At 42.2% G+C, this 17,169-nt stretch carries 19 protein-coding genes; 4 read left to right on the forward strand and 15 right to left on the reverse strand.

What is annotated here, in order from left to right:
- Nucleotides 1–114 precede the first annotated feature (114 nt).
- The 4 genes from O3640_RS01910 to gla form a co-directional block, all read right to left on the reverse strand.
- Complete coding sequence (locus tag O3640_RS01910) at nucleotides 115–1,050, reverse strand: serine hydrolase domain-containing protein (protein WP_045772732.1); 936 nt, start codon at nucleotides 1,048–1,050, stop codon at nucleotides 115–117.
- Nucleotides 1,047–1,784, reverse strand: a complete 738-nt coding sequence (locus O3640_RS01915) for a CppA N-terminal domain-containing protein (protein ID WP_045772731.1) — start codon at nucleotides 1,782–1,784, stop codon at nucleotides 1,047–1,049. Before O3640_RS01915 ends, O3640_RS01910 begins: the two co-directional genes overlap by 4 nt.
- A gap of 127 nt (nucleotides 1,785–1,911) precedes the next feature.
- Entirely contained in the window at nucleotides 1,912–3,192 is a 1,281-nt protein-coding gene (locus O3640_RS01920) for a membrane protein (RefSeq protein ID WP_045772730.1), read from the reverse strand.
- Between the two features lie 137 nt (nucleotides 3,193–3,329).
- Nucleotides 3,330–4,181, reverse strand: a complete 852-nt coding sequence (gla, locus tag O3640_RS01925; protein ID WP_045505375.1) for an aquaglyceroporin Gla — start codon at nucleotides 4,179–4,181, stop codon at nucleotides 3,330–3,332.
- Nucleotides 4,182–4,284: 103 nt separating this feature from the next.
- Here gla and O3640_RS01930 point away from each other — a divergent pair, with 103 nt between their 5' ends.
- Nucleotides 4,285–6,564: a Xaa-Pro dipeptidyl-peptidase gene (locus tag O3640_RS01930; protein ID WP_061599799.1), complete on the forward strand. Its 2,280-nt coding sequence runs from the start codon at nucleotides 4,285–4,287 to the stop codon at nucleotides 6,562–6,564.
- Between the two features lie 32 nt (nucleotides 6,565–6,596).
- Here O3640_RS01930 and O3640_RS01935 read toward each other — a convergent pair whose 3' ends face one another.
- Nucleotides 6,597–7,004 carry a hypothetical protein gene (locus O3640_RS01935; RefSeq protein ID WP_061584681.1) on the reverse strand — a complete coding sequence of 136 codons (408 nt, stop codon included), beginning with the start codon at nucleotides 7,002–7,004 and terminating at the stop codon, nucleotides 6,597–6,599.
- Between the two features lie 191 nt (nucleotides 7,005–7,195).
- Here O3640_RS01935 and O3640_RS01940 point away from each other — a divergent pair, with 191 nt between their 5' ends.
- Nucleotides 7,196–7,495 carry a YbaB/EbfC family nucleoid-associated protein gene (locus O3640_RS01940; protein ID WP_048777428.1) on the forward strand — a complete coding sequence of 100 codons (300 nt, stop codon included), beginning with the start codon at nucleotides 7,196–7,198 and terminating at the stop codon, nucleotides 7,493–7,495.
- Nucleotides 7,496–7,536: 41 nt separating this feature from the next.
- Here O3640_RS01940 and O3640_RS01945 read toward each other — a convergent pair whose 3' ends face one another.
- Complete coding sequence (locus O3640_RS01945) at nucleotides 7,537–9,297, reverse strand: glycerophosphoryl diester phosphodiesterase membrane domain-containing protein (protein ID WP_195321596.1); 1,761 nt, start codon at nucleotides 9,295–9,297, stop codon at nucleotides 7,537–7,539.
- Between the two features lie 55 nt (nucleotides 9,298–9,352).
- Nucleotides 9,353–9,847, reverse strand: coding sequence for a DUF536 domain-containing protein (locus tag O3640_RS01950; protein ID WP_008808248.1), 495 nt, complete (start codon nucleotides 9,845–9,847; stop codon nucleotides 9,353–9,355).
- Between the two features lie 267 nt (nucleotides 9,848–10,114).
- On the opposite strand from O3640_RS01950, the gene O3640_RS01955 reads away from it, so the two are divergent.
- A complete protein-coding gene (locus O3640_RS01955; RefSeq protein ID WP_118106101.1) occupies nucleotides 10,115–11,290 on the forward strand; it encodes an NAD(P)/FAD-dependent oxidoreductase in 1,176 nt (391 codons plus the stop codon).
- Between the two features lie 55 nt (nucleotides 11,291–11,345).
- Here the strand turns inward: O3640_RS01955 and O3640_RS01960 are convergent, their stop codons facing one another.
- Both O3640_RS01960 and O3640_RS01965 read right to left on the reverse strand, forming a co-directional pair.
- Complete coding sequence (locus O3640_RS01960; RefSeq protein WP_118106102.1) at nucleotides 11,346–12,086, reverse strand: MerR family transcriptional regulator; 741 nt, start codon at nucleotides 12,084–12,086, stop codon at nucleotides 11,346–11,348.
- A gap of 100 nt (nucleotides 12,087–12,186) precedes the next feature.
- Complete coding sequence (locus tag O3640_RS01965; protein ID WP_227955225.1) at nucleotides 12,187–12,495, reverse strand: hypothetical protein; 309 nt, start codon at nucleotides 12,493–12,495, stop codon at nucleotides 12,187–12,189.
- Between the two features lie 88 nt (nucleotides 12,496–12,583).
- Between O3640_RS01965 and O3640_RS01970 the strand changes: the two genes are divergently transcribed.
- A complete protein-coding gene (locus O3640_RS01970) occupies nucleotides 12,584–12,811 on the forward strand; it encodes a hypothetical protein (RefSeq protein WP_227955217.1) in 228 nt (75 codons plus the stop codon).
- Between the two features lie 330 nt (nucleotides 12,812–13,141).
- Here O3640_RS01970 and O3640_RS01975 read toward each other — a convergent pair whose 3' ends face one another.
- From O3640_RS01975 to tsaB, 6 genes are all read right to left on the reverse strand, one after another.
- The gene (locus tag O3640_RS01975; protein WP_195321597.1) at nucleotides 13,142–13,888 is read right to left on the reverse strand and encodes a class I SAM-dependent methyltransferase; all 747 of its coding nucleotides are present in this window, start codon (nucleotides 13,886–13,888) and stop codon (nucleotides 13,142–13,144) included.
- Nucleotides 13,889–13,996: 108 nt separating this feature from the next.
- Nucleotides 13,997–14,329 (reverse strand): AzlD domain-containing protein, encoded by a 333-nt coding sequence (locus tag O3640_RS01980; protein ID WP_060553168.1) that lies wholly within the window; start codon nucleotides 14,327–14,329, stop codon nucleotides 13,997–13,999.
- Nucleotides 14,319–15,014: an AzlC family ABC transporter permease gene (locus tag O3640_RS01985; RefSeq protein WP_143877327.1), complete on the reverse strand. Its 696-nt coding sequence runs from the start codon at nucleotides 15,012–15,014 to the stop codon at nucleotides 14,319–14,321. The genes O3640_RS01980 and O3640_RS01985 overlap by 11 nt, the downstream gene beginning before the upstream one ends.
- Before the next feature lie 9 nt (nucleotides 15,015–15,023).
- Nucleotides 15,024–16,034 (reverse strand): tRNA (adenosine(37)-N6)-threonylcarbamoyltransferase complex transferase subunit TsaD, encoded by a 1,011-nt coding sequence (gene tsaD, locus O3640_RS01990; protein ID WP_143877326.1) that lies wholly within the window; start codon nucleotides 16,032–16,034, stop codon nucleotides 15,024–15,026.
- Nucleotides 16,024–16,476, reverse strand: a complete 453-nt coding sequence (gene rimI / locus O3640_RS01995; RefSeq protein WP_061584688.1) for a ribosomal protein S18-alanine N-acetyltransferase — start codon at nucleotides 16,474–16,476, stop codon at nucleotides 16,024–16,026. The genes tsaD and rimI overlap by 11 nt, the downstream gene beginning before the upstream one ends.
- Entirely contained in the window at nucleotides 16,473–17,159 is a 687-nt protein-coding gene (gene tsaB / locus O3640_RS02000) for a tRNA (adenosine(37)-N6)-threonylcarbamoyltransferase complex dimerization subunit type 1 TsaB (protein ID WP_061584689.1), read from the reverse strand. Before tsaB ends, rimI begins: the two co-directional genes overlap by 4 nt.
- Nucleotides 17,160–17,169: the final 10 nt, after the last annotated feature.

Consider the following 17,169-nt stretch of genomic DNA (forward strand, 5'->3'; position numbering starts at 1 on the left):
TTATTTCTTTAACTATTATTTTAATATACTTTGAAAAAAAAAGCGATTTTTACGAGAAAAATCTTTAGGATTCAAGGAACATGATAAAACTCCGAACTTAGAAGTCGGAGTATCTTATAATTCCGTTTTTATCAGGTCCATCAGCTGGTTGCGATCTACGATCCACTGAGCCCGCTCGTCTTTTTCATAGGTCCGGTTGGACAAGAAAATGACTGCCTTTTGCTCCTTGCGATTATACATGATAAAGGTTCCCGTGTAGCCAGTGTGATCCAGCCAGTCGTCCTCCAGATTCCAGGCTAGGCTACGTCTTTTGCCAGGCTCCTTGGAAAAATTCTGGGTCAGATTGGCCGCAAAGTCATCCTGCAGATAATGCTCTAGAAATATTTCCAAATCCCTGAGAGTTGAAAATAAGCCAGCACTACCAGCATGGATGCCTAGAACACGCGCCTTGGGATCATGAACCTGACCATCCTTGACACCGCGAACGGTCGGCACAGCTCCTGGAACTGGCCCAAAACCTGTCTCAGTTAAACCCCAAGGCTGGAAAATCTGACTTTGAAAAATCTGATCCAAGGACTGACCGTAGATCTCTTCCAACATAAAGCCCAAGAGCAGAAAATTCACATCCGTATAGCGGAAGTTCTTATCTTCAAGCACCGTCAAATGATTGAGCGCTGCTTTCAACTCAGGAGCTGCCAGCTGATCACGATTGGGAATGAAAGGATCAAGCCCTGACGTGTGAGTCAAGAGCTGGCGCACAGTCACATCTTCTCGATGAAAGTCCGGATAATAGTGTTGCAAGGGCAAATCCAGATCCAGCTTTCCCTGCTCATATAAAAAGGCTGCTAGAGTCCCCACTCCGACCACCTTGCTGACGCTAGCCAGATCATAGACCAAGCCCGCTTGAGTGACTTTTCTTTCTTGTGGATCAGCCAGACCAAAGTAGAATTCCCGCCACTGACCAGCTTGATATAGGGCTAGGCTAGCCCCAGGATAGATTTCCTGACGAATCTGCTCTTGAATTTTTTCAAAAATTTTTTGCTTTGTCATGCTTGTTCAAACCACAAGTCAATCTGACTATCATCTGTCGCTAAAAGAAACTTTTTAGACTTAGGAACGAACAAATCACGTCCTTCAAGAAGCTCAGCCAATTGATCTACATCAAAACGTTCCAGAGAAAACTTAATCATAGACAAGTCCCAAGTTGCTGCATTTGCAGCCAATAAATCTTGGCCTTCTTCCTCTTTAAACTCAATTGGTAGCGTATCGCCAAAAGGTTGATAATAAGTTTGAGCTACTGATTTATTTGGAACATTGAGAATCACTTTTTCAATATAAAATTGTGTTAAGCCAGTGAACTCAGCCTGTGTCTCAAATACTGGAGTCTTTTCTAGAGCACGGAGTGTTTGAGAATCATCCTCAGCATGAACTAAGAAAATATCTCCCTCTGGGGAAACAGCCTTGAAAGCATAGCCCTTCTCACCTTGGTAGACCTGTAAAACAGGACGTGCTTGTCCTAGCAAGGCTTCAATTTCTTTTGGCTCTTCAACCTTTATAGTGATTTGAGCTAGTTTTTTAGGTCCGACAACCTTACGAGAACGTGCACCTGGTGACTCTTCAATCACGAGTCTTTCACTCTTTGTCTGATCTCCCAAACTGACACCTGGGCCTTCTTCCAACAGGTTTTTCATCCCTAATGTCTGACAATAAAATTCTAAGTTTAAACGACGATTGTTCGTTTTTAGTACTGGTACAGCCTTAATCGTTTGATGATTTCGTGTCATAAATTCCTCCAAGTCTCTTCTATTTTAGAGGATTTTCTCTTATTTGACAAATAATTATATAAAAATTTTCAAAAAACAAACACAAGCTGAAACAAAAAGCAGCAGGTCATTCCCTGCTACTTGTAAATCAACAATAAACATTGTGGGCGACAACCAAACCATTGGCAGATTCAAATTCATACTGCAGGTAATTTTGGTAAGTTCCAGGCGCTATAATCCCTCTTATATTCAAAATAGCAGTCCCGGCCTGACCAACAATCGAGTCCGCCAGCAAACAACAATTGGTCGAAAGAATAAAATAGCTTTTAAAACGGCTACTCTTGAATTTATAAAGCTCCGCCCCTAGCTCATGCCTTAATTTATAAGCATAAGTAGGGCTACCATTGAGTTCCTGATCACTTGGTTCCCATGGCTCTAGCAATTCATCGATTTCTCTCAGACGCTTTTCAACGGCCTCTCTTTCCTGATCAGTTAAGGCCAGAGAATAGCCAAATAAGGTCTTTTTACTCTCTTTTTTACACAAATCGATATAAGCATCCTTATCCACTTTAAATAGCACCCCGTCACCAATGGTACCAAATAGTTTCTGAGAAAAAGAATCATAACTACCATAAGAAATTACTTTGCCCTTATAGCAAATATCGACATGACCAATCGCTCCAAACAGGTTTTCCTTAGAAGTATGAACAAGAACTTCTAAATCAGCTTGCTGTTCTCCTTTTAGGATCCGATAAACACTTGATAATTCCTGCTCCTTCGTCCCACGAAAAAAATGGTTGAAGCGTTCTAGTTGTTCAAAGGGAATAAAGGCCGCTATGATGACGGGCAGATTAACCCGAAAATGCCTGCGTAAATCCTTTCTTTCTTTATCAAGGTCAAAGAAAATCCCATCTCTCATATTGGAAATTCCCAGCAAAATCAAATAAATACCTAAAAATAAAAATTGCTGACGACCATCTGTAGCTGGCGAAAAAATGGTTGTTAGAGCTACCAGTCCCTGAAGAACCGCATCAAATAAATAACGAAAACCTCCCTTAGTCCGATCACAACGGTAGAGGTAATAAGTAATGGCATAAACCACAGCTGTCGCCAACTGATAAAGTCCTAAAATAATAATGACAACATTAACCGAAAAGTTACCAAGTTCATTCAAGCCTGCTAAAAGCAAGCCAAAGATGATTCGTAAAATCTCAGATGTCAGCGGAATATCTTTCTTACCAGCAAAAAAGTAGAGGATACTATTAAATAAGCCTACTAGAAAAAAATAGAGGCTGAGCAAGTCCAGAGCCAGCTTTGTAAACCCTGCTCCATTTATGATAACAATCATTCCCAGCAGAATGGCTAAGAGACCGAAAAGCAAGGTCCGCCGTCCACTTAATCGATCCATTTTAAATGGAACAATCTTCATTTTCTTCCCTCCAGACTGTACCCTTATTCTTGCCTACTATGAAAAGATAAGAAGGCAGAAATATATACCAAAATCACTTCTTTCCCTCTGCCTTCAAGTCAGCTGAGTCTGCTAAAAAAGGGCTTGCGCCCTTTCAATTATCCATAGATAAATTTGTACAGCATAACAGCGGTGATACCTGCAAGGATTGGTGCCACGACTGGTACCCAAGAATACCACCATTTTGAATCACCCTTGTGCTCTCCAAGAACAGACTTAGGCAAGATTTCATGAAGAATACGAGGTCCCAAGTCACGAGCTGGGTTCAATCCAGGACCAGTAGGTCCACCAAGTGAAGTAACCAAAGCCATCACAAGGAAGCCAAGTGCCAAGTGTGATACAGCCAAACCACTAAAAATGTAGTGACCAACTTGTGCTTTACCTTGGATAGAAGAAGCATCTATACCCTGAGTAGCTGCATATTTAACAATCTCAGCTCCAAAATAATTCTTTGTCATTGCAATTGCTGCAAAGAAAAGAACGAAGGAACCAACAAACTCATTTACAAAACCATTGATAGTTGCTGCTTTGCGAGATTCAGGTGTTCCATGGTCGATGCTTGAAATCGTTGAGAAACTTCCCAAAATTGCATTTGGATTTGTTGTTTGCAAGTAGTAAGGACGGTGAGTCGCAACCACAAGAGCTTGACCGAAGATAGCTCCCAAAATCTGAGCTGCAATGTAAGGAGCAACATGTCCCCATTCAAAGTAGCCACTGACAGCCAATCCCAAAGTAAAGGCAGGATTAATATGGTTTCCTGAAACATTTCCAAACATCAAAGCAGGAATCATAACACCCATTCCGTAACCAACTGCGATTACCAACCAACCGCTTTGATGACCTTTAGTGCCTTTCAATTCAACGTTAGCTACAGCACCGTTTCCTAAAATAATCAAAATGGCCGTACCCAGAAATTCTGTGACGTATTTCGCCATCCATGTAACATCCATGTGTTCAATCTCCTTATAAAATTTTTAGACAAACTTTATTGTATCAGTTATAATGGAGAATGTAAAGGTCAATTTTATATAAATACAAAAAAGGAGTCGTCTCATGCGTTACAACCAGTATAGTTACACAAAAGCAAGTGAAGAAGTTATGCTGGACGAATTGGCTCGTTTAGGATTCACTATCCAAGCAACTAATTCTCCTAAGGAAAACCTTCAACACTTTCTGCAAAAAATTCTCTTTCGCTATCAGGACGTCAACTATGTTCTCTCTAGCTGGGTAGCCGACCGACAAACAGATCTGTTAACCTTCTTTCAATCAGACCAGCAACTGACTGAAGAGGTCTTCTATACCGTAGCCCTACAGGTCTTAGGTTTTGTTCCCTTCGTAGACTTTGACGATGTAACAGCCTTCTGCAAGGAAATTCATTTCCCAATCACTTATGGAAATATCCTCGAAAATCTTTATCAACTGCTCAATACTAGAACCAAGTTAGGGAATATTCTAATTGACCAGCTTGTCAGTGAGGGATTCATTCCAGAGAGCAATGACTACCACTTCTTCAACGGAAAAAGCCTAGCAACCTTCAGTAGCCATGAGGCCATTCGCGAGGTCGTTTATGTTGAATCCCGTGTGGACACAGATGGAGATGGCAAGCCGGATTTAGTCAAGGTTAGTATCATCCGCCCTTCTTATGAAGGGAAAATTCCAGCAGTCATGACTGCCAGTCCCTACCATCAAGGTACCAACGATAAAGCTAGCGATAAGGCTCTGCACAACATGAACGTAGACTTAGCCTGCAAGAACCCTAGAACAATTACTGTCCAAGAATCTAGCATTCAAACAGTAGAACCCCAAGGACAGACAACTTTAGTTGAGACAGCTGAAGAAAAACTGGGCCATATCGGCAGTTACACCCTCAATGATTACCTACTTCCTCGTGGCTTTGCCAATCTCTACGTATCTGGTGTTGGAACCAAGGATTCAGAAGGGATGATGACCAGTGGAGATTATCAGCAGATTGAAGCCTACAAAAATGTCATCGACTGGCTCAACGGTCGCTGTCGCGCCTTCACAGATCACAGTCGCCAAAGAGAAATCAAGGCAACTTGGTCTAATGGAAAAGTTGCCACAACTGGAATTTCTTACCTAGGAACCATGTCAAATGGTTTAGCAACAACGGGGGTAGACGGGTTAGAAGTCATCATTGCCGAAGCTGGTATTTCATCCTGGTACAACTACTACCGTGAAAACGGACTTGTCACTAGCCCTGGTGGCTATCCAGGGGAAGACTTTGAATCACTAACTGAACTGACCTATTCACGTAATCTCCTAGCTGGCGAATATCTTCGTCACAATCAAGCTTACCAAGCCTACCTTGACCAACAAAGAAAGGACTTGGAAAGGGAAACTGGTGATTACAATCAATTTTGGCACGACCGCAACTACTTGATTCATGCAGATAAGGTCAAGGCTGAAGTTGTCTTCACTCATGGTTCTCAAGACTGGAATGTCAAACCTCTCCACGTCTATAATATGTTCCATGCTCTGCCAGCTCACATCAAAAAGCACCTCTTCTTCCATAACGGTGCTCATGTTTATATCAACAACTGGCAGTCTATTGACTTTCGTGAAAGCATGAACGCTCTTTTATCCAAAAAATTACTAGAACATTCATCCGACTTTGACTTGCCACCAGTCATCTGGCAGGACAACAGCCAGGCGCAAAACTGGATGAGCCTAGATGATTTTGGAAATCAAGAAGACTACTCTCATTTCGATCTTGGTAAAGGCTCTCAAGAAATCCAAAATCGTTATTCAGACGAAGACTACAATCGCTTTGCCAAGAGTTATCAAGTTTTCAAAAATGAGCTATTTGAAGGCAAAACCCAGCAGATCACCCTTGATTGGACTCTGGAACAAGATCTCTTTATCAACGGGCCTACAAAGCTCAATCTCCGCCTCAAATCTAGCACCAACAAAGGGCTCATCTCCGCCCAGCTTTTGGACTATGGCCCTGCCAAACGCCTGACCCCAATCCCAAGCCCCTTGGAACCACGAGTGATGGATAACGGTCGCTACTATATGCTGGACAATCTGATGGAACTTCCTTTTACGGACACTCCACACCGCGTCATCACAAAGGGCTTCCTCAACCTGCAAAATAGGACTGACCTCTTAACTGTTGAAGAAGTAATCCCTAATCAATGGATGGAACTATCCTTTGAACTTCAGCCAACAATCTACAAACTGAAAAAAGGTGACCAACTGCGTCTCGTCCTCTACACTACTGATTTTGAGCACACTGTCCGCGACAAGACAGACTATCAACTAAGTGTTGATATGGAGCATTCTAGCTTAAGTCTGCCTCACAAGAAATCTTGACAAATAAAAAAATAAAAGCACAAGATGTGCTTTTATTTTTCTCGGATATAATTTTTTGCGTACTTATCGTAGTTCGGTTTTTCCTTACGATTCATTGCCAAAATCATGGTTCCTTCGAGATAGTTATCCTCTGAAGTTGGCTGTAAGAGAACAGCAATGTTTTTGTCTGCATCAGGGAAAATAATTGAATATTTCTTCCCTTCCATTTCAATCACGATATATTGAACATTATTTTTAAATCCAACCTCTACCTGCTTATACTCTGCTTCTTGTCCATTCACACTGACCTTCTTGTCAGTAAAGGTTACAGTAGTATACTCATGGTTAGAATCCTGAACATTCCACTTTCCTTTAAGATTTTGTTTGCTGTTGCATCCAGCTAAAAGAAAGAGAGGAATCAAAAGACTAAGCAACAAAAGGCTCCATTTGTGTTTTTTCATTAAGAGATTTCTCCTATATCCAAATTTTTAAATATTCTATCATAATCTCAACTTTTTCGTCAACATTGCTTTGAAGTGATTCTCTAAATGTTGAAGCAGATTCTTGCCACTTTTTTAAAAAATGATATAATTTGAAGAGTGTAGATTACCAAATGTTAATCCTCAAATAGGAAAGGAATTATAAAAATCTTATGATGAACATGCAATCAATGATGAAGCAAGCGCAAAAGCTTCAAAAGCAAATGGAACAAAGCCAAGCAGAATTGGCAGCTACTGAGTTTGTAGGCAAATCTGCTCAAGACTTAGTGACAGCAACTTTGACTGGCGATAAGAAAGTTGTAAAAATCGACTTCCAAACTGCTGTTGTTGATCCAGAGGATCTTGAAACCTTGTCTGATATGACTGTCCAAGCGCTTAACCATGCACTGGAGCAAATCGACGAAGCAACCAAAAAGAAAATGGGTGCCTTTGCAGGTAAACTACCATTTTAATCACAAAACCCTCGCTCTGATTAGAGAGTGAGGGTTTTCTATTAGCTTCCTGGAAAGTTCAAAAGGTCAGCTGCTTTATTTTCTAATAAGGTTGAATATTTAGGATTATCCCTCAGCTCTTTAATCGAGCTTTGAATGTATTCAACATCGTCTGTGATAATCCCATCCACCCCTAGTCTAAAGGACTTAGCTACGGCATCTTCTGTATTAATGGTCCAAGTATAGAGTAGTTTGTCTGAACTCCATAGCTTATTGACAAAGTTCTCATCTAGGGTCGAATATTCCATGGTATAGCCAGATGCCTTGGTTCGAGGGAAAATGGTATTATAAGGTAAAATGAAGAAGGCTGGTATATCCTTATCATAATCCAGTATCTTATCGATTACTTGATAATCTAGCGACTGCATTTGATGCCCATATATTTTGATATTAGCTGCATATTTCTTCAAGAAACGCTCCATCATATCTGAAGAGTCAAATTTACTAGTTTTAATTTCAATCAAAAGGCGCTGTCCCAATTGATTGGCTCTTTTCAAATAAGCATCAAAACTTGAAATCTTAGTTCGATGGCCATTTTCCGAAATATCTAGAGCTGTTAACTCTACTAGCGTCAATTCCTGAGGATGTTTATCTACCCCTGCTAGGTCTTTTAAGGTGGCATCATGCATCATGACGAACTGGCCATCCTTCGTCTCCTGGACATCCATTTCGATATAGTCTGGCTTGAGTAAAGCTGTTTTTTCTAGAGACTCAATTGTATTTTGTACCCCATTTCCATTTGAAACTCCCCGGTGAGAGATGGTCAGAGGAATGGTTTCTAGGGGAAATTGCAGATAAACATAGCCTTCTAATCCAAAAATCAAGCACGACGATAGAAGTATCAAAGCCCGTAACCAAGGATTCCCCTTTTTTCGAGGATAGTCTGCCAGTGACTTATCAGTCAAGAAAGATAGAAACTTGATTAAAAAGTAGCTCAGCATGAAATAATAAGCCAGCTTCATGACTACAAAATTGAAGACTCCGACACCAAGACTAATTGCATTAGACTGATTATCCGCATATTTTTGAAGAAAGACAATACCAATGACAAAGAAGGCGTAGATAAACAAACTTTTGAAAACAATCCAAGATAAGTGCCATGAATAGAAAATGAGCCGTTTTCTGGTCTTATCTAGGCTAAATCGGATGGCTTCTCTAACAGAGATTCTTTCTAAAAAGATTTTGGGGATGGCAAACATAAAGCGCACCGCCAACAAAAACAGGATTATTGCTAGAATCCCTATCGCCCAGCCCAAGTAGTATTGATTGCTCAGATATTCCTGTATAAACTCTGGAATTAAAATCTTATTGAGGTAGTATATTTTTAAAATCTGTCGGAAAAATGGAAAAAGAATCCCCATATAACACACAATAAAGAGGACCTTTCCTGGTCTAGCTCTCAGTAGCATGATCCAACTGTCTCTCAACGTCGCTTTAATAAAGCCCCAATGGGATCGCTCTTCCTTATCTAACAAGTTGCGTACGCCCATGAAGATAATGCCTGTTTGGAAATAAGCGACTAATAAATTGACCAAAAATAGGCCTAGAAACTGGGCAGTCACAAGCCAATTTGCTGTGAAAATACTTACGGCGTTGTTATAAGATAAGAATTCGTAGCCTGTCTGCTTGAGCAATGATTCAGCCGCCCAAGATGTAAAAGGAATCCAGGCAAATTCCATGGCCATAAAAACCATGAAAAAGAGTAGCAAAATCTTATCTAAATTTCGGTAGAGCCGTTTGAAGCCTAACTTTTGCGGTTTCATCTTCATTCCTTCTTTTTTAAAACAATAAATCTCAGTTTTTCAACTGAGATTTTTCTTACTTTCCAAATAAACGCGCCCAGAATCCTTTGTTTTCCTGCTGTTGGACCTGCTCTTTTGCTTCGTCCAACTCTAACAGTAACGTTTCGCGCTCACTCATAGCCTTGGCTGTCAGCTGTTGCTGCTGATCTAGTTGCTTGTCCTTCTCCGCAATCTGAACGTCCTTAATCCGAAGTTGTTCGTCTTTGCGTTTTAATTGCTCATCTTTTGACTTGAGTTGATCGTATAGACGGAGAATCTCTGCATTTTTCTCGTCTACCAAAATTTCCATCAGTTCGCGCTGTTTGACGTCTTCGCTAACTGGTTCATCCTCAAAAATGGTCTTCTTGTATATCTCTTCCAGTTTAATTAATCCACTGCGAGTAACAACCGTTACTCCTTTTTCATTTTTTGTTGTATCTTCTTCTGGGAGAGCTTTGACACGATTGTTAATCGCTTGGCGACTAACTCCGAGAATCTCAGCTAACTCGCTGACTGTCTTTTCAATTGCCATAATTTCCTCAAATACTTTTTCTAGATATAGATACCTAAATCTTATCATATCAAGGCTTCCCTGTCAAATTTCCCAATATTTTCTAAGCTTAACTCCTATCTATTTTTCGCCATTTTATGATACAATGAGACAGATTAGATTACTTTGAAAATGAATGACTACAACAAGCTTAAAACGATCATTTAACTGCTCATTAGTGGACAATATTTCCTAAGAAACATTCACAATTAAATCTTGGCCAAACTTATCTCTGAAAGGATGACATAAATGAACCATTTTGACACAATCATCATCGGCGGAGGACCGGCTGGCATGATGGCTGCCATTTCCAGTTCTTTCTACGGACAGAAGGCCCTGCTCCTCGAGAAAAACAAACGCCTGGGTAAGAAACTAGCTGGTACAGGTGGTGGTCGCTGCAATGTGACCAATAATGGAGATTTGGATGACCTCCTGGCTGGTATTCCAGGCAACGGACGCTTTCTTTACAGTGTCTTTTCCCAGTTTGACAACCATGATATCATCAACTTTTTCACAGAAAATGGTGTCAAACTCAAGGTTGAAGACCACGGACGTGTTTTCCCAGCAACAGACAAGTCCCGCACCATTATCGAAGCTTTGGAAAAGAAAATTGCAGAGCTGGGTGGCACTGTCATCACCAATACCGAAATCGTCTCTGTCAAAAAAACTGATGATCTTTTCACTGTCAGATCCAGCGACCAGACTTGGACCTGCCAGAAATTAATTGTGACCACTGGTGGCAAATCCTACCCTTCAACAGGCTCGACAGGCTTCGGCCACGATATTGCCCGACACTTCAAGCACACAGTAACTGACCTAGAGGCTGCTGAAAGTCCCCTTCTGACTGACTTTCCTCACAAAGCGCTTCAGGGGATTTCGCTGGACGATGTGACCCTAAGCTATGGTAAGCATGTCATTACTCACGACCTGCTCTTTACCCACTTTGGCCTATCAGGTCCGGCAGCCCTGCGCTTGTCTAGCTTTGTCAAGGGTGGCGAAACTATCTATCTGGATGTCCTTCCTCAGATGAGTCAGCAGGATTTGACAGACTTTTTAGAAGAACATCGGGAAAAATCACTGAAGAACTGCCTGAAAATCCTCCTACCCGAACGAATGGCAGAATTTTTTGCCCAGCCCTTTCCCGATAAAGTCAAACAACTCAATCTCAGTGAAAAAGAAACTCTCATCAAGCAAATCAAGGAACTAGCAATCCCTGTCACTGGCAAAATGTCCCTGGCCAAGTCCTTTGTAACCAAGGGCGGTGTCAGCCTCAAAGAAATCAATCCTAAAACCCTAGAAAGCAAACTGGTTCCCGGCCTCCACTTCGCTGGAGAGGTCTTAGACATCAATGCCCACACGGGCGGCTTCAACATTACCTCTGCCCTCTGCACCGGCTGGGTGGCAGGGAGCTTGCATTATGAGTGATAGGTAAAATATTTAACAGATTAAAAAACTGGTCGAGGAAAATCCTCGCCAGTTTTTATTCTTCACTTGTCCGCACATAAGCGGCAATCACATCTGACGTATACTGAGCTGTGCCAACTCCAAATTTGTCTATGTTTTCCTTAAACTCTGGGTTATAGACATAGCCTTTACCGATATGACCAAAGACTTGTAGCGAGCAGTCAAAGCCATAAGTACGAATGGCTTGTAAAAGACGCCCTGCCTGCTCTTGATTTTCTGACGCTTCAACTGGCAAGCCTTGTCGCATATTCTCTGCCAGACTTTGAAAAACTTGATTGAAGGCTTCAGTAGATTCTTCTTCCCTTCCATTTTGACGAGTCAGAGCTTCCGCCATAACTTCTTGACCGTATTCTTCGACAGCTTCTTGATGATATTTGTGATTGTCTTCGTAGGTAAAGCCTGCGAATTTTTCTTTCATTGTCATTTTTCTTTCTCCTTTTTGAGCTTGAATTGTTTTTTGCAAGGTCGAAATCAAAGTATCCAAGCGGTCTCTTTCTTGCTCAAGACAATCCAACTGCCTTACCAGATGTGGCAATAGGGCCTGATCGTCCTGACTCAAGAGCTCTGCTATTTTCTCCAAAGAAAAACCCAGATACTTGTAGTAAAGAATAACTTGCAACCTCTCTAAATCGGCTTGACTGTATGTTCGGTAGCCATTTTCTGACTTAGCAGGTACTAAAAGCCCGATTTTGTCGTAGTGATGTAGAGTTTTGACTGAAACACCTGAAAGCTGTGCAGCTTCTTTAACATGATACATGAAAGACCTCCTTGCTACTATAGTATAATCCCTAACCTTAGGGTAGAGTCAAGTGTTGTTAAAAAAACTCCCCACTTAGATTACAAGGGAGTTTCATAGCTTAGTTTTTAGTTAAAGAAAATTCAAAAGCATAGTAATTTGAATAATCAAGAGGTTGATCAGCAGGACCAGTAAACATGACAGGTGTGAATTTACCATTTTCTAAAGTAAAGCCTGGCTCAGCTTTCCCTGTACCACCAAGACCCGTTATACCAGGAGTCAAGGCACTATATTCTCCTGAAACCAACTCCCATCGATAGAGGTTTTGATTGATTTTAATTGCTCTTGCAACAGCCTTCACATCGCTCTTTTGCCCATAACTGCTAAAGTTAGCCTGAGTCAAAATAGATCCATCAGCGCCAACAGTCATTGTAATCTCCTCAGCTTGAGGGCTTCTTCCTTTCCAGACACCAACCAATTCTGATGGAACAAGGGAGTCCGCTGTTGGAGTTTCCTTAGTGCTAGAACCGGATGAACTAGTTTGGCTAGATTTTGAAGCTTCCTCGCTAGAAGAGACTGAAGTTTGGCTGGATGAAGTTGATGACTCCTTGGAACTGCTCTTACTAGACTCACTAGACTTACTCGATTTGCTGACCTTATCACTGGATGAACTCTTTGTTGCGCTATCTTTTGGCGAACTGCATGCTACTAAAATAAATGACAAAGCTAGAAATAAAGATGCATAAAGGAGTTTCGACAATGATTTCACCATCATGATTACCTCTTTTCTACGTTCTGAATTTATTATAGTTCTTTTTATTCAAAAAAATCAAGTTATTTTTGGAATTGGTTTAAAATCTTTACTTATATAAAACCTTTTGTAAAAATGGCCAAACTAGGTAAAATCTATAAACACTTTATCAACAGCGAATGAGTTCAAGTATCCTATTCCATAGGCTATGTAAAAGCAAGGGAAGATAAAGTGATTGAACCTACTTAAAAAGGAGAAAACAAAATCATCACTAAAGTATTTTGTCAAATCTTCCCTAAATCAATAAAACAAGAGGATTGATTTCCTATTTGTGAGAAACCATAGCAATAAAGCCCAGTTTTTCTTGATTCTTTTGGAACATCTTAAACATCTTCATAAATTGGCCGTAGTTTTCTTTCTTGAGGGCATTGAAGCAAATTTTCAGAGTGCCGCCTAGTCCTTCGTCATATATCATCCCTCGAAGGCTCATCAAGGTCAATTCGCCGACAAAGGTGTCTACACGGTCAAAAGCATGAGAACGTGCCAGCTGAATCCAAGAGCCTTCTGTCAATGGGCCAACATTGACGTTAATCGCACGTGACAGCTCTTCCCGGACATTCTCATCTCTTTGCTTAAGCATGACATCGTGTGTGAGGAGCACTCCGCCTGGCTTCAGCACCCGGTAGTACTCATCCATACATTTGGCCTTCCCCTTATCCGTCTGCATGGTCAGCATGGCTTCATTGATAACGATATCAAACGAATTGTCATCATAAGGCAGCTTCATAGCATTAGCCTGCTCAAATGTGACGAGCTCTCCAACGCCAGCCTTTTCTCCATTAAGTTGCGCCTGAGCCAGCGCAGCCTTATCCAAATCAACTGCAGTAATCTGGCAGCCATATTTTTTTGCTAATTCAATCGTTGTAGTTCCCATATTACAGGCGACTTCTAAAACCTTTTTATCGCTAGAAAATTGCCCTTGCTCTATCAACCAGTCGGTTGCAAGCTTACCTCCAGGACGAAGACGTTTCTTTCCTAATTTTGCTAAAAATTTATGACCTGCTTCTGCCATAATCCACCTCCTTAGTCTAACAACACCATTATACCACTATTATGAAATTTTCTGACATTTCTAATAATGAAAAATCTCTCTACCTGAGATAGAAAGATTTAGAAGTTATTAGATCATTTGAACTACTAAGCGTATTAGAGCAACTAAAATCACGCCACAAACCACTGTCAAAATTAAGTTTTTATACTTAAATGCTATGTAAGTTGTTGGAAAAATCGCCAGCAAATCCAGCCATTTAAAACTTGGCAGCTGACCTGTTTTAGCATTGGTGACACTGGACAGGATAAGAGCAAAGATAATGGAAACAGGCAGATATTTGAGGAAACGCTCTGCCATAGGCGGAAGCCCCTTGTACTTGACTAGGATAAAGGGTAAAACCCGCGGAATCCAAGTGACCAGGGCTGACAAAAGAATGGCCAGTAAAATATACTTACTTATCATCCAAAATCACCCCCACCGTACAGCCTAGCAAGGTTGCAAAAAGCACCGCCAGCGAATTTTGAAGCAGCATGGTCAGGAGCAAGTAGGCAAGTCCCACCACGCTCAAAACCAAAAAGAGCTTCTTTATCTTGACCCGTCGCAGCATGATTGTAAACTGAGAAGAGAAAATACCGATAAACATGGAGACTAGGGCAAAGTCCAGGCCAAAGCTCTCAGGATTGGGCAGAAGGGCGCCGAGGGCTGTCCCAAAAACAGTTCCCACAATCCAAGAAGCATAACTCATGAAATTGTTCCCCATCATCCAGCTAGCAGCAATCTCTTTTGTATGCACCTGCTCCCCCATCAAAACTCCATAAGATTCATCTGTCAAAAAAGACCCAATGACAATATTCTGCATCAAGCTAGACTTCCGAAAAAAAGTTGACGCATGCAGACAGAGTAAAAGATGTCGAATATTAATAAGAAAAACAGTCAGTGCGATAGCCAAGACCGGCGCCTGCTGGGCAAATAAACCAATCATAGCAAACTGGGCACTGCCGGCATAAACCAGAATACTCATCAGCCCCATCTCCAAGGGATTCATATGAGGTGCCGCCATGATGCCACAAGCTAGACCAATTCCAATATAGCCCAGAGCCGTTGGCACTGCCGCTTGTGCCCCTTGTTTAAATGTCTGTCCGCGCATTCTTCTCCTTTACTCCATCGTTTCAAAAGCCAGACTCGGCTTAGCATTCAGATCCAAACCGGCAAAATTCTTCTTATTCCACTCGCTGACACTAGCATAAGCAATCATACCAGCATTGTCACCGCAAAGGCGAAGAGGCGGAATAATCACCTTAACATCCTGAATCTCAGCTGCCAAGCGTTCTCTCAAGCCTTGATTAGCCGCAACACCGCCCGCCACAACTAGAGTCTTGACTGGATATTTTTCCAGGGCTTTCTTAGTCTTGGCCATGAGAATATCCATAACCGCTGCCTGAAAGCTAGCAGACAAGTCTTGATTAGACAAAACCTCTCCTTTTTGCTGGGCATTGTGGTGCAGGTTGATAAAGGCCGACTTGAGACCAGAAAAAGAAAATTCCAGATTGTCTTCCTTGATCATGGCCCGCGGAAAATCATACATATCCCGTCCTTGATGAGCCAGCTGATCAATCTCCCGGCCTGCTGGATAGGTCAGGCCCATGACCCGACCGACCTTATCATAGGCTTCACCGACCGCATCATCGCGAGTTTCCCCCACAATCTTATAGTCACCAGCCTGACTGACATAGACCAGCTCAGTATGACCGCCGCTGACCAAGAGAGCCAGCAAGGGAAACTCTAAGGGTTCCACGCTCTGGGCTGCCATCAGATGCCCAGCCATATGATTGACTGGAATCAAGGGAATATCATGAGCCCAGGCAAAGGACTTGGCCGCTGCCAAGCCGACCAGAAGCGCCCCGACCAGACCAGGACCGTAGGTGACGGCCACAGCTGTGACTTGCTCCTCACTAATACCTGCTTCTGCCAATGCCTCCTCTATACAAACCGTAATGACCTCCACATGGTGGCGGCTGGCTACTTCAGGTACCACTCCGCCAAAACGCTTGTGGCTCTCAATCTGACTGGCAATAACATTGCTCAAAAGCTCAGTCTCATTCTTCAGAACCGCCACACTGGTCTCGTCACAAGACGTCTCAAAAGCTAAAATATATCTATCTTTCATGGATCTCTCTTTTCATGACAATCGCATCTTCCACCGGCGCATGGTAGTAGGCCTTCCGCCGTGCGATTTCTTCAAATTTTTCTTTTTTGTAAAATAGCATAGCTGGCTTGTTGGACTCCCTCACTTCAAGGAAAATCTCTTTGTCAGCTGGCAAAAAGTCAAACAAGGCTGTCGCGATTTTCTGCCCCTGATAGCTAGGCAATACAGCAATCTGCAGGACTTCTGCTTCAAAATCTGTCTCCTGCCAGACTAAAAAACCAACAAGCTGACTCCTATCTTCTGCTAGCGCACAGCTGTTCACATCCGAACGCAGAACCTCTGCCACTTGGTTCGCCGTCCAAGGACTGACCTCATAGACTGCAAGTAAGAGCTGTTCCAGCTTTTCTGCAAGAGCAGCCACGTCATCATCTGAGCTGTAGCCCCATTTTCTTATCTCAATCATAGGCGCTGAATGTAAGAATCGCTGGATTCCTGATGGGTCTTAAGCCAATTTTCCTCGGCTTCTACCCGCTTAAGATAATTAGGGACAAAATCATGAATGGACTGGGCTTGCAGGTCTAAACCGAGACGACCAATAGTTGCGGCATCTGGCAAAGTTGACTGAATGGCAGCCTGAGGAAGGGCATCTTTGATCTGCTCCGCAAAGGTTGCTGTCTCTCCGACAAAGGTGACTGGCTGGTCAGCAGTGCCAGCCATTTCCAATACCTCTGCCAAAGGTAGATGAGCTTCCGGCCTTACAGCCTGACCAGACTGGTAAAAGCCAGCATAGACATTATTGCGACGGGCATCCATGATGGGAATGACCAAGCCTTCCACCTGCTCTGGGACTAAAGCCAGCAGACTAGACACACCGACCAGCTCAATTTTGAGGGTATGCGCCAAAGTCTTGGCTGTCGCCACCGCAATTCTCAGACCTGTGTAGCTGCCCGGTCCCTGAGCTACTACGATACGATCCAAATCCTTCGGTTTCATGTCCAAACTATTCATGAGAAAATCAATAGCCGGCATAAGGGTGATGCTATGATTTTTCTTGATATTGAGCGTTGTCTGAGCCAACAGATGCTCATCTTCTAAAATAGCTAGAGACAGTGCTTGATTAGAAGTATCAAAAGCTAATAATTTCATTCTTATCTTT

Source organism: Streptococcus sp. 27098_8_75 (genome assembly GCF_041432475.1).
Taxonomy (GTDB): Bacteria; Bacillota; Bacilli; order Lactobacillales; family Streptococcaceae; genus Streptococcus; species Streptococcus gordonii.

Bases quoted from the DNA above. Each gene is read 5' to 3' on its own strand.
- O3640_RS01940 (WP_048777428.1), top strand. From the start codon at position 7,196: ATGATGAACATGCAATCAATGATGAAGCAAGCGCAAAAGCTTCAAAAG.
- O3640_RS01950 (WP_008808248.1), bottom strand. From the start codon at position 9,847: ATGGCAATTGAAAAGACAGTCAGCGAGTTAGCTGAGATTCTCGGAGTT.
- O3640_RS01960 (WP_118106102.1), bottom strand. From the start codon at position 12,086: ATGTATCATGTTAAAGAAGCTGCACAGCTTTCAGGTGTTTCAGTCAAA.
- O3640_RS01965 (WP_227955225.1), bottom strand. From the start codon at position 12,495: ATGACTGTTGGCGCTGATGGATCTATTTTGACTCAGGCTAACTTTAGC.
- O3640_RS01935 (WP_061584681.1), bottom strand. From the start codon at position 7,004: ATGAAAAAACACAAATGGAGCCTTTTGTTGCTTAGTCTTTTGATTCCT.
- O3640_RS01945 (WP_195321596.1), bottom strand. From the start codon at position 9,297: ATGAAACCGCAAAAGTTAGGCTTCAAACGGCTCTACCGAAATTTAGAT.
- O3640_RS01980 (WP_060553168.1), bottom strand. From the start codon at position 14,329: ATGATAAGTAAGTATATTTTACTGGCCATTCTTTTGTCAGCCCTGGTC.
- tsaD (WP_143877326.1), bottom strand. From the start codon at position 16,034: ATGAAAGATAGATATATTTTAGCTTTTGAGACGTCTTGTGACGAGACC.
- O3640_RS01920 (WP_045772730.1), bottom strand. From the start codon at position 3,192: ATGAAGATTGTTCCATTTAAAATGGATCGATTAAGTGGACGGCGGACC.
- O3640_RS01955 (WP_118106101.1), top strand. From the start codon at position 10,115: ATGAACCATTTTGACACAATCATCATCGGCGGAGGACCGGCTGGCATG.
- O3640_RS01910 (WP_045772732.1), bottom strand. From the start codon at position 1,050: ATGACAAAGCAAAAAATTTTTGAAAAAATTCAAGAGCAGATTCGTCAG.
- O3640_RS01975 (WP_195321597.1), bottom strand. From the start codon at position 13,888: ATGGCAGAAGCAGGTCATAAATTTTTAGCAAAATTAGGAAAGAAACGT.
- tsaB (WP_061584689.1), bottom strand. From the start codon at position 17,159: ATGAAATTATTAGCTTTTGATACTTCTAATCAAGCACTGTCTCTAGCT.
- gla (WP_045505375.1), bottom strand. From the start codon at position 4,181: ATGGATGTTACATGGATGGCGAAATACGTCACAGAATTTCTGGGTACG.
- O3640_RS01930 (WP_061599799.1), top strand. From the start codon at position 4,285: ATGCGTTACAACCAGTATAGTTACACAAAAGCAAGTGAAGAAGTTATG.
- O3640_RS01915 (WP_045772731.1), bottom strand. From the start codon at position 1,784: ATGACACGAAATCATCAAACGATTAAGGCTGTACCAGTACTAAAAACG.
- O3640_RS01985 (WP_143877327.1), bottom strand. From the start codon at position 15,014: ATGCGCGGACAGACATTTAAACAAGGGGCACAAGCGGCAGTGCCAACG.
- rimI (WP_061584688.1), bottom strand. From the start codon at position 16,476: ATGATTGAGATAAGAAAATGGGGCTACAGCTCAGATGATGACGTGGCT.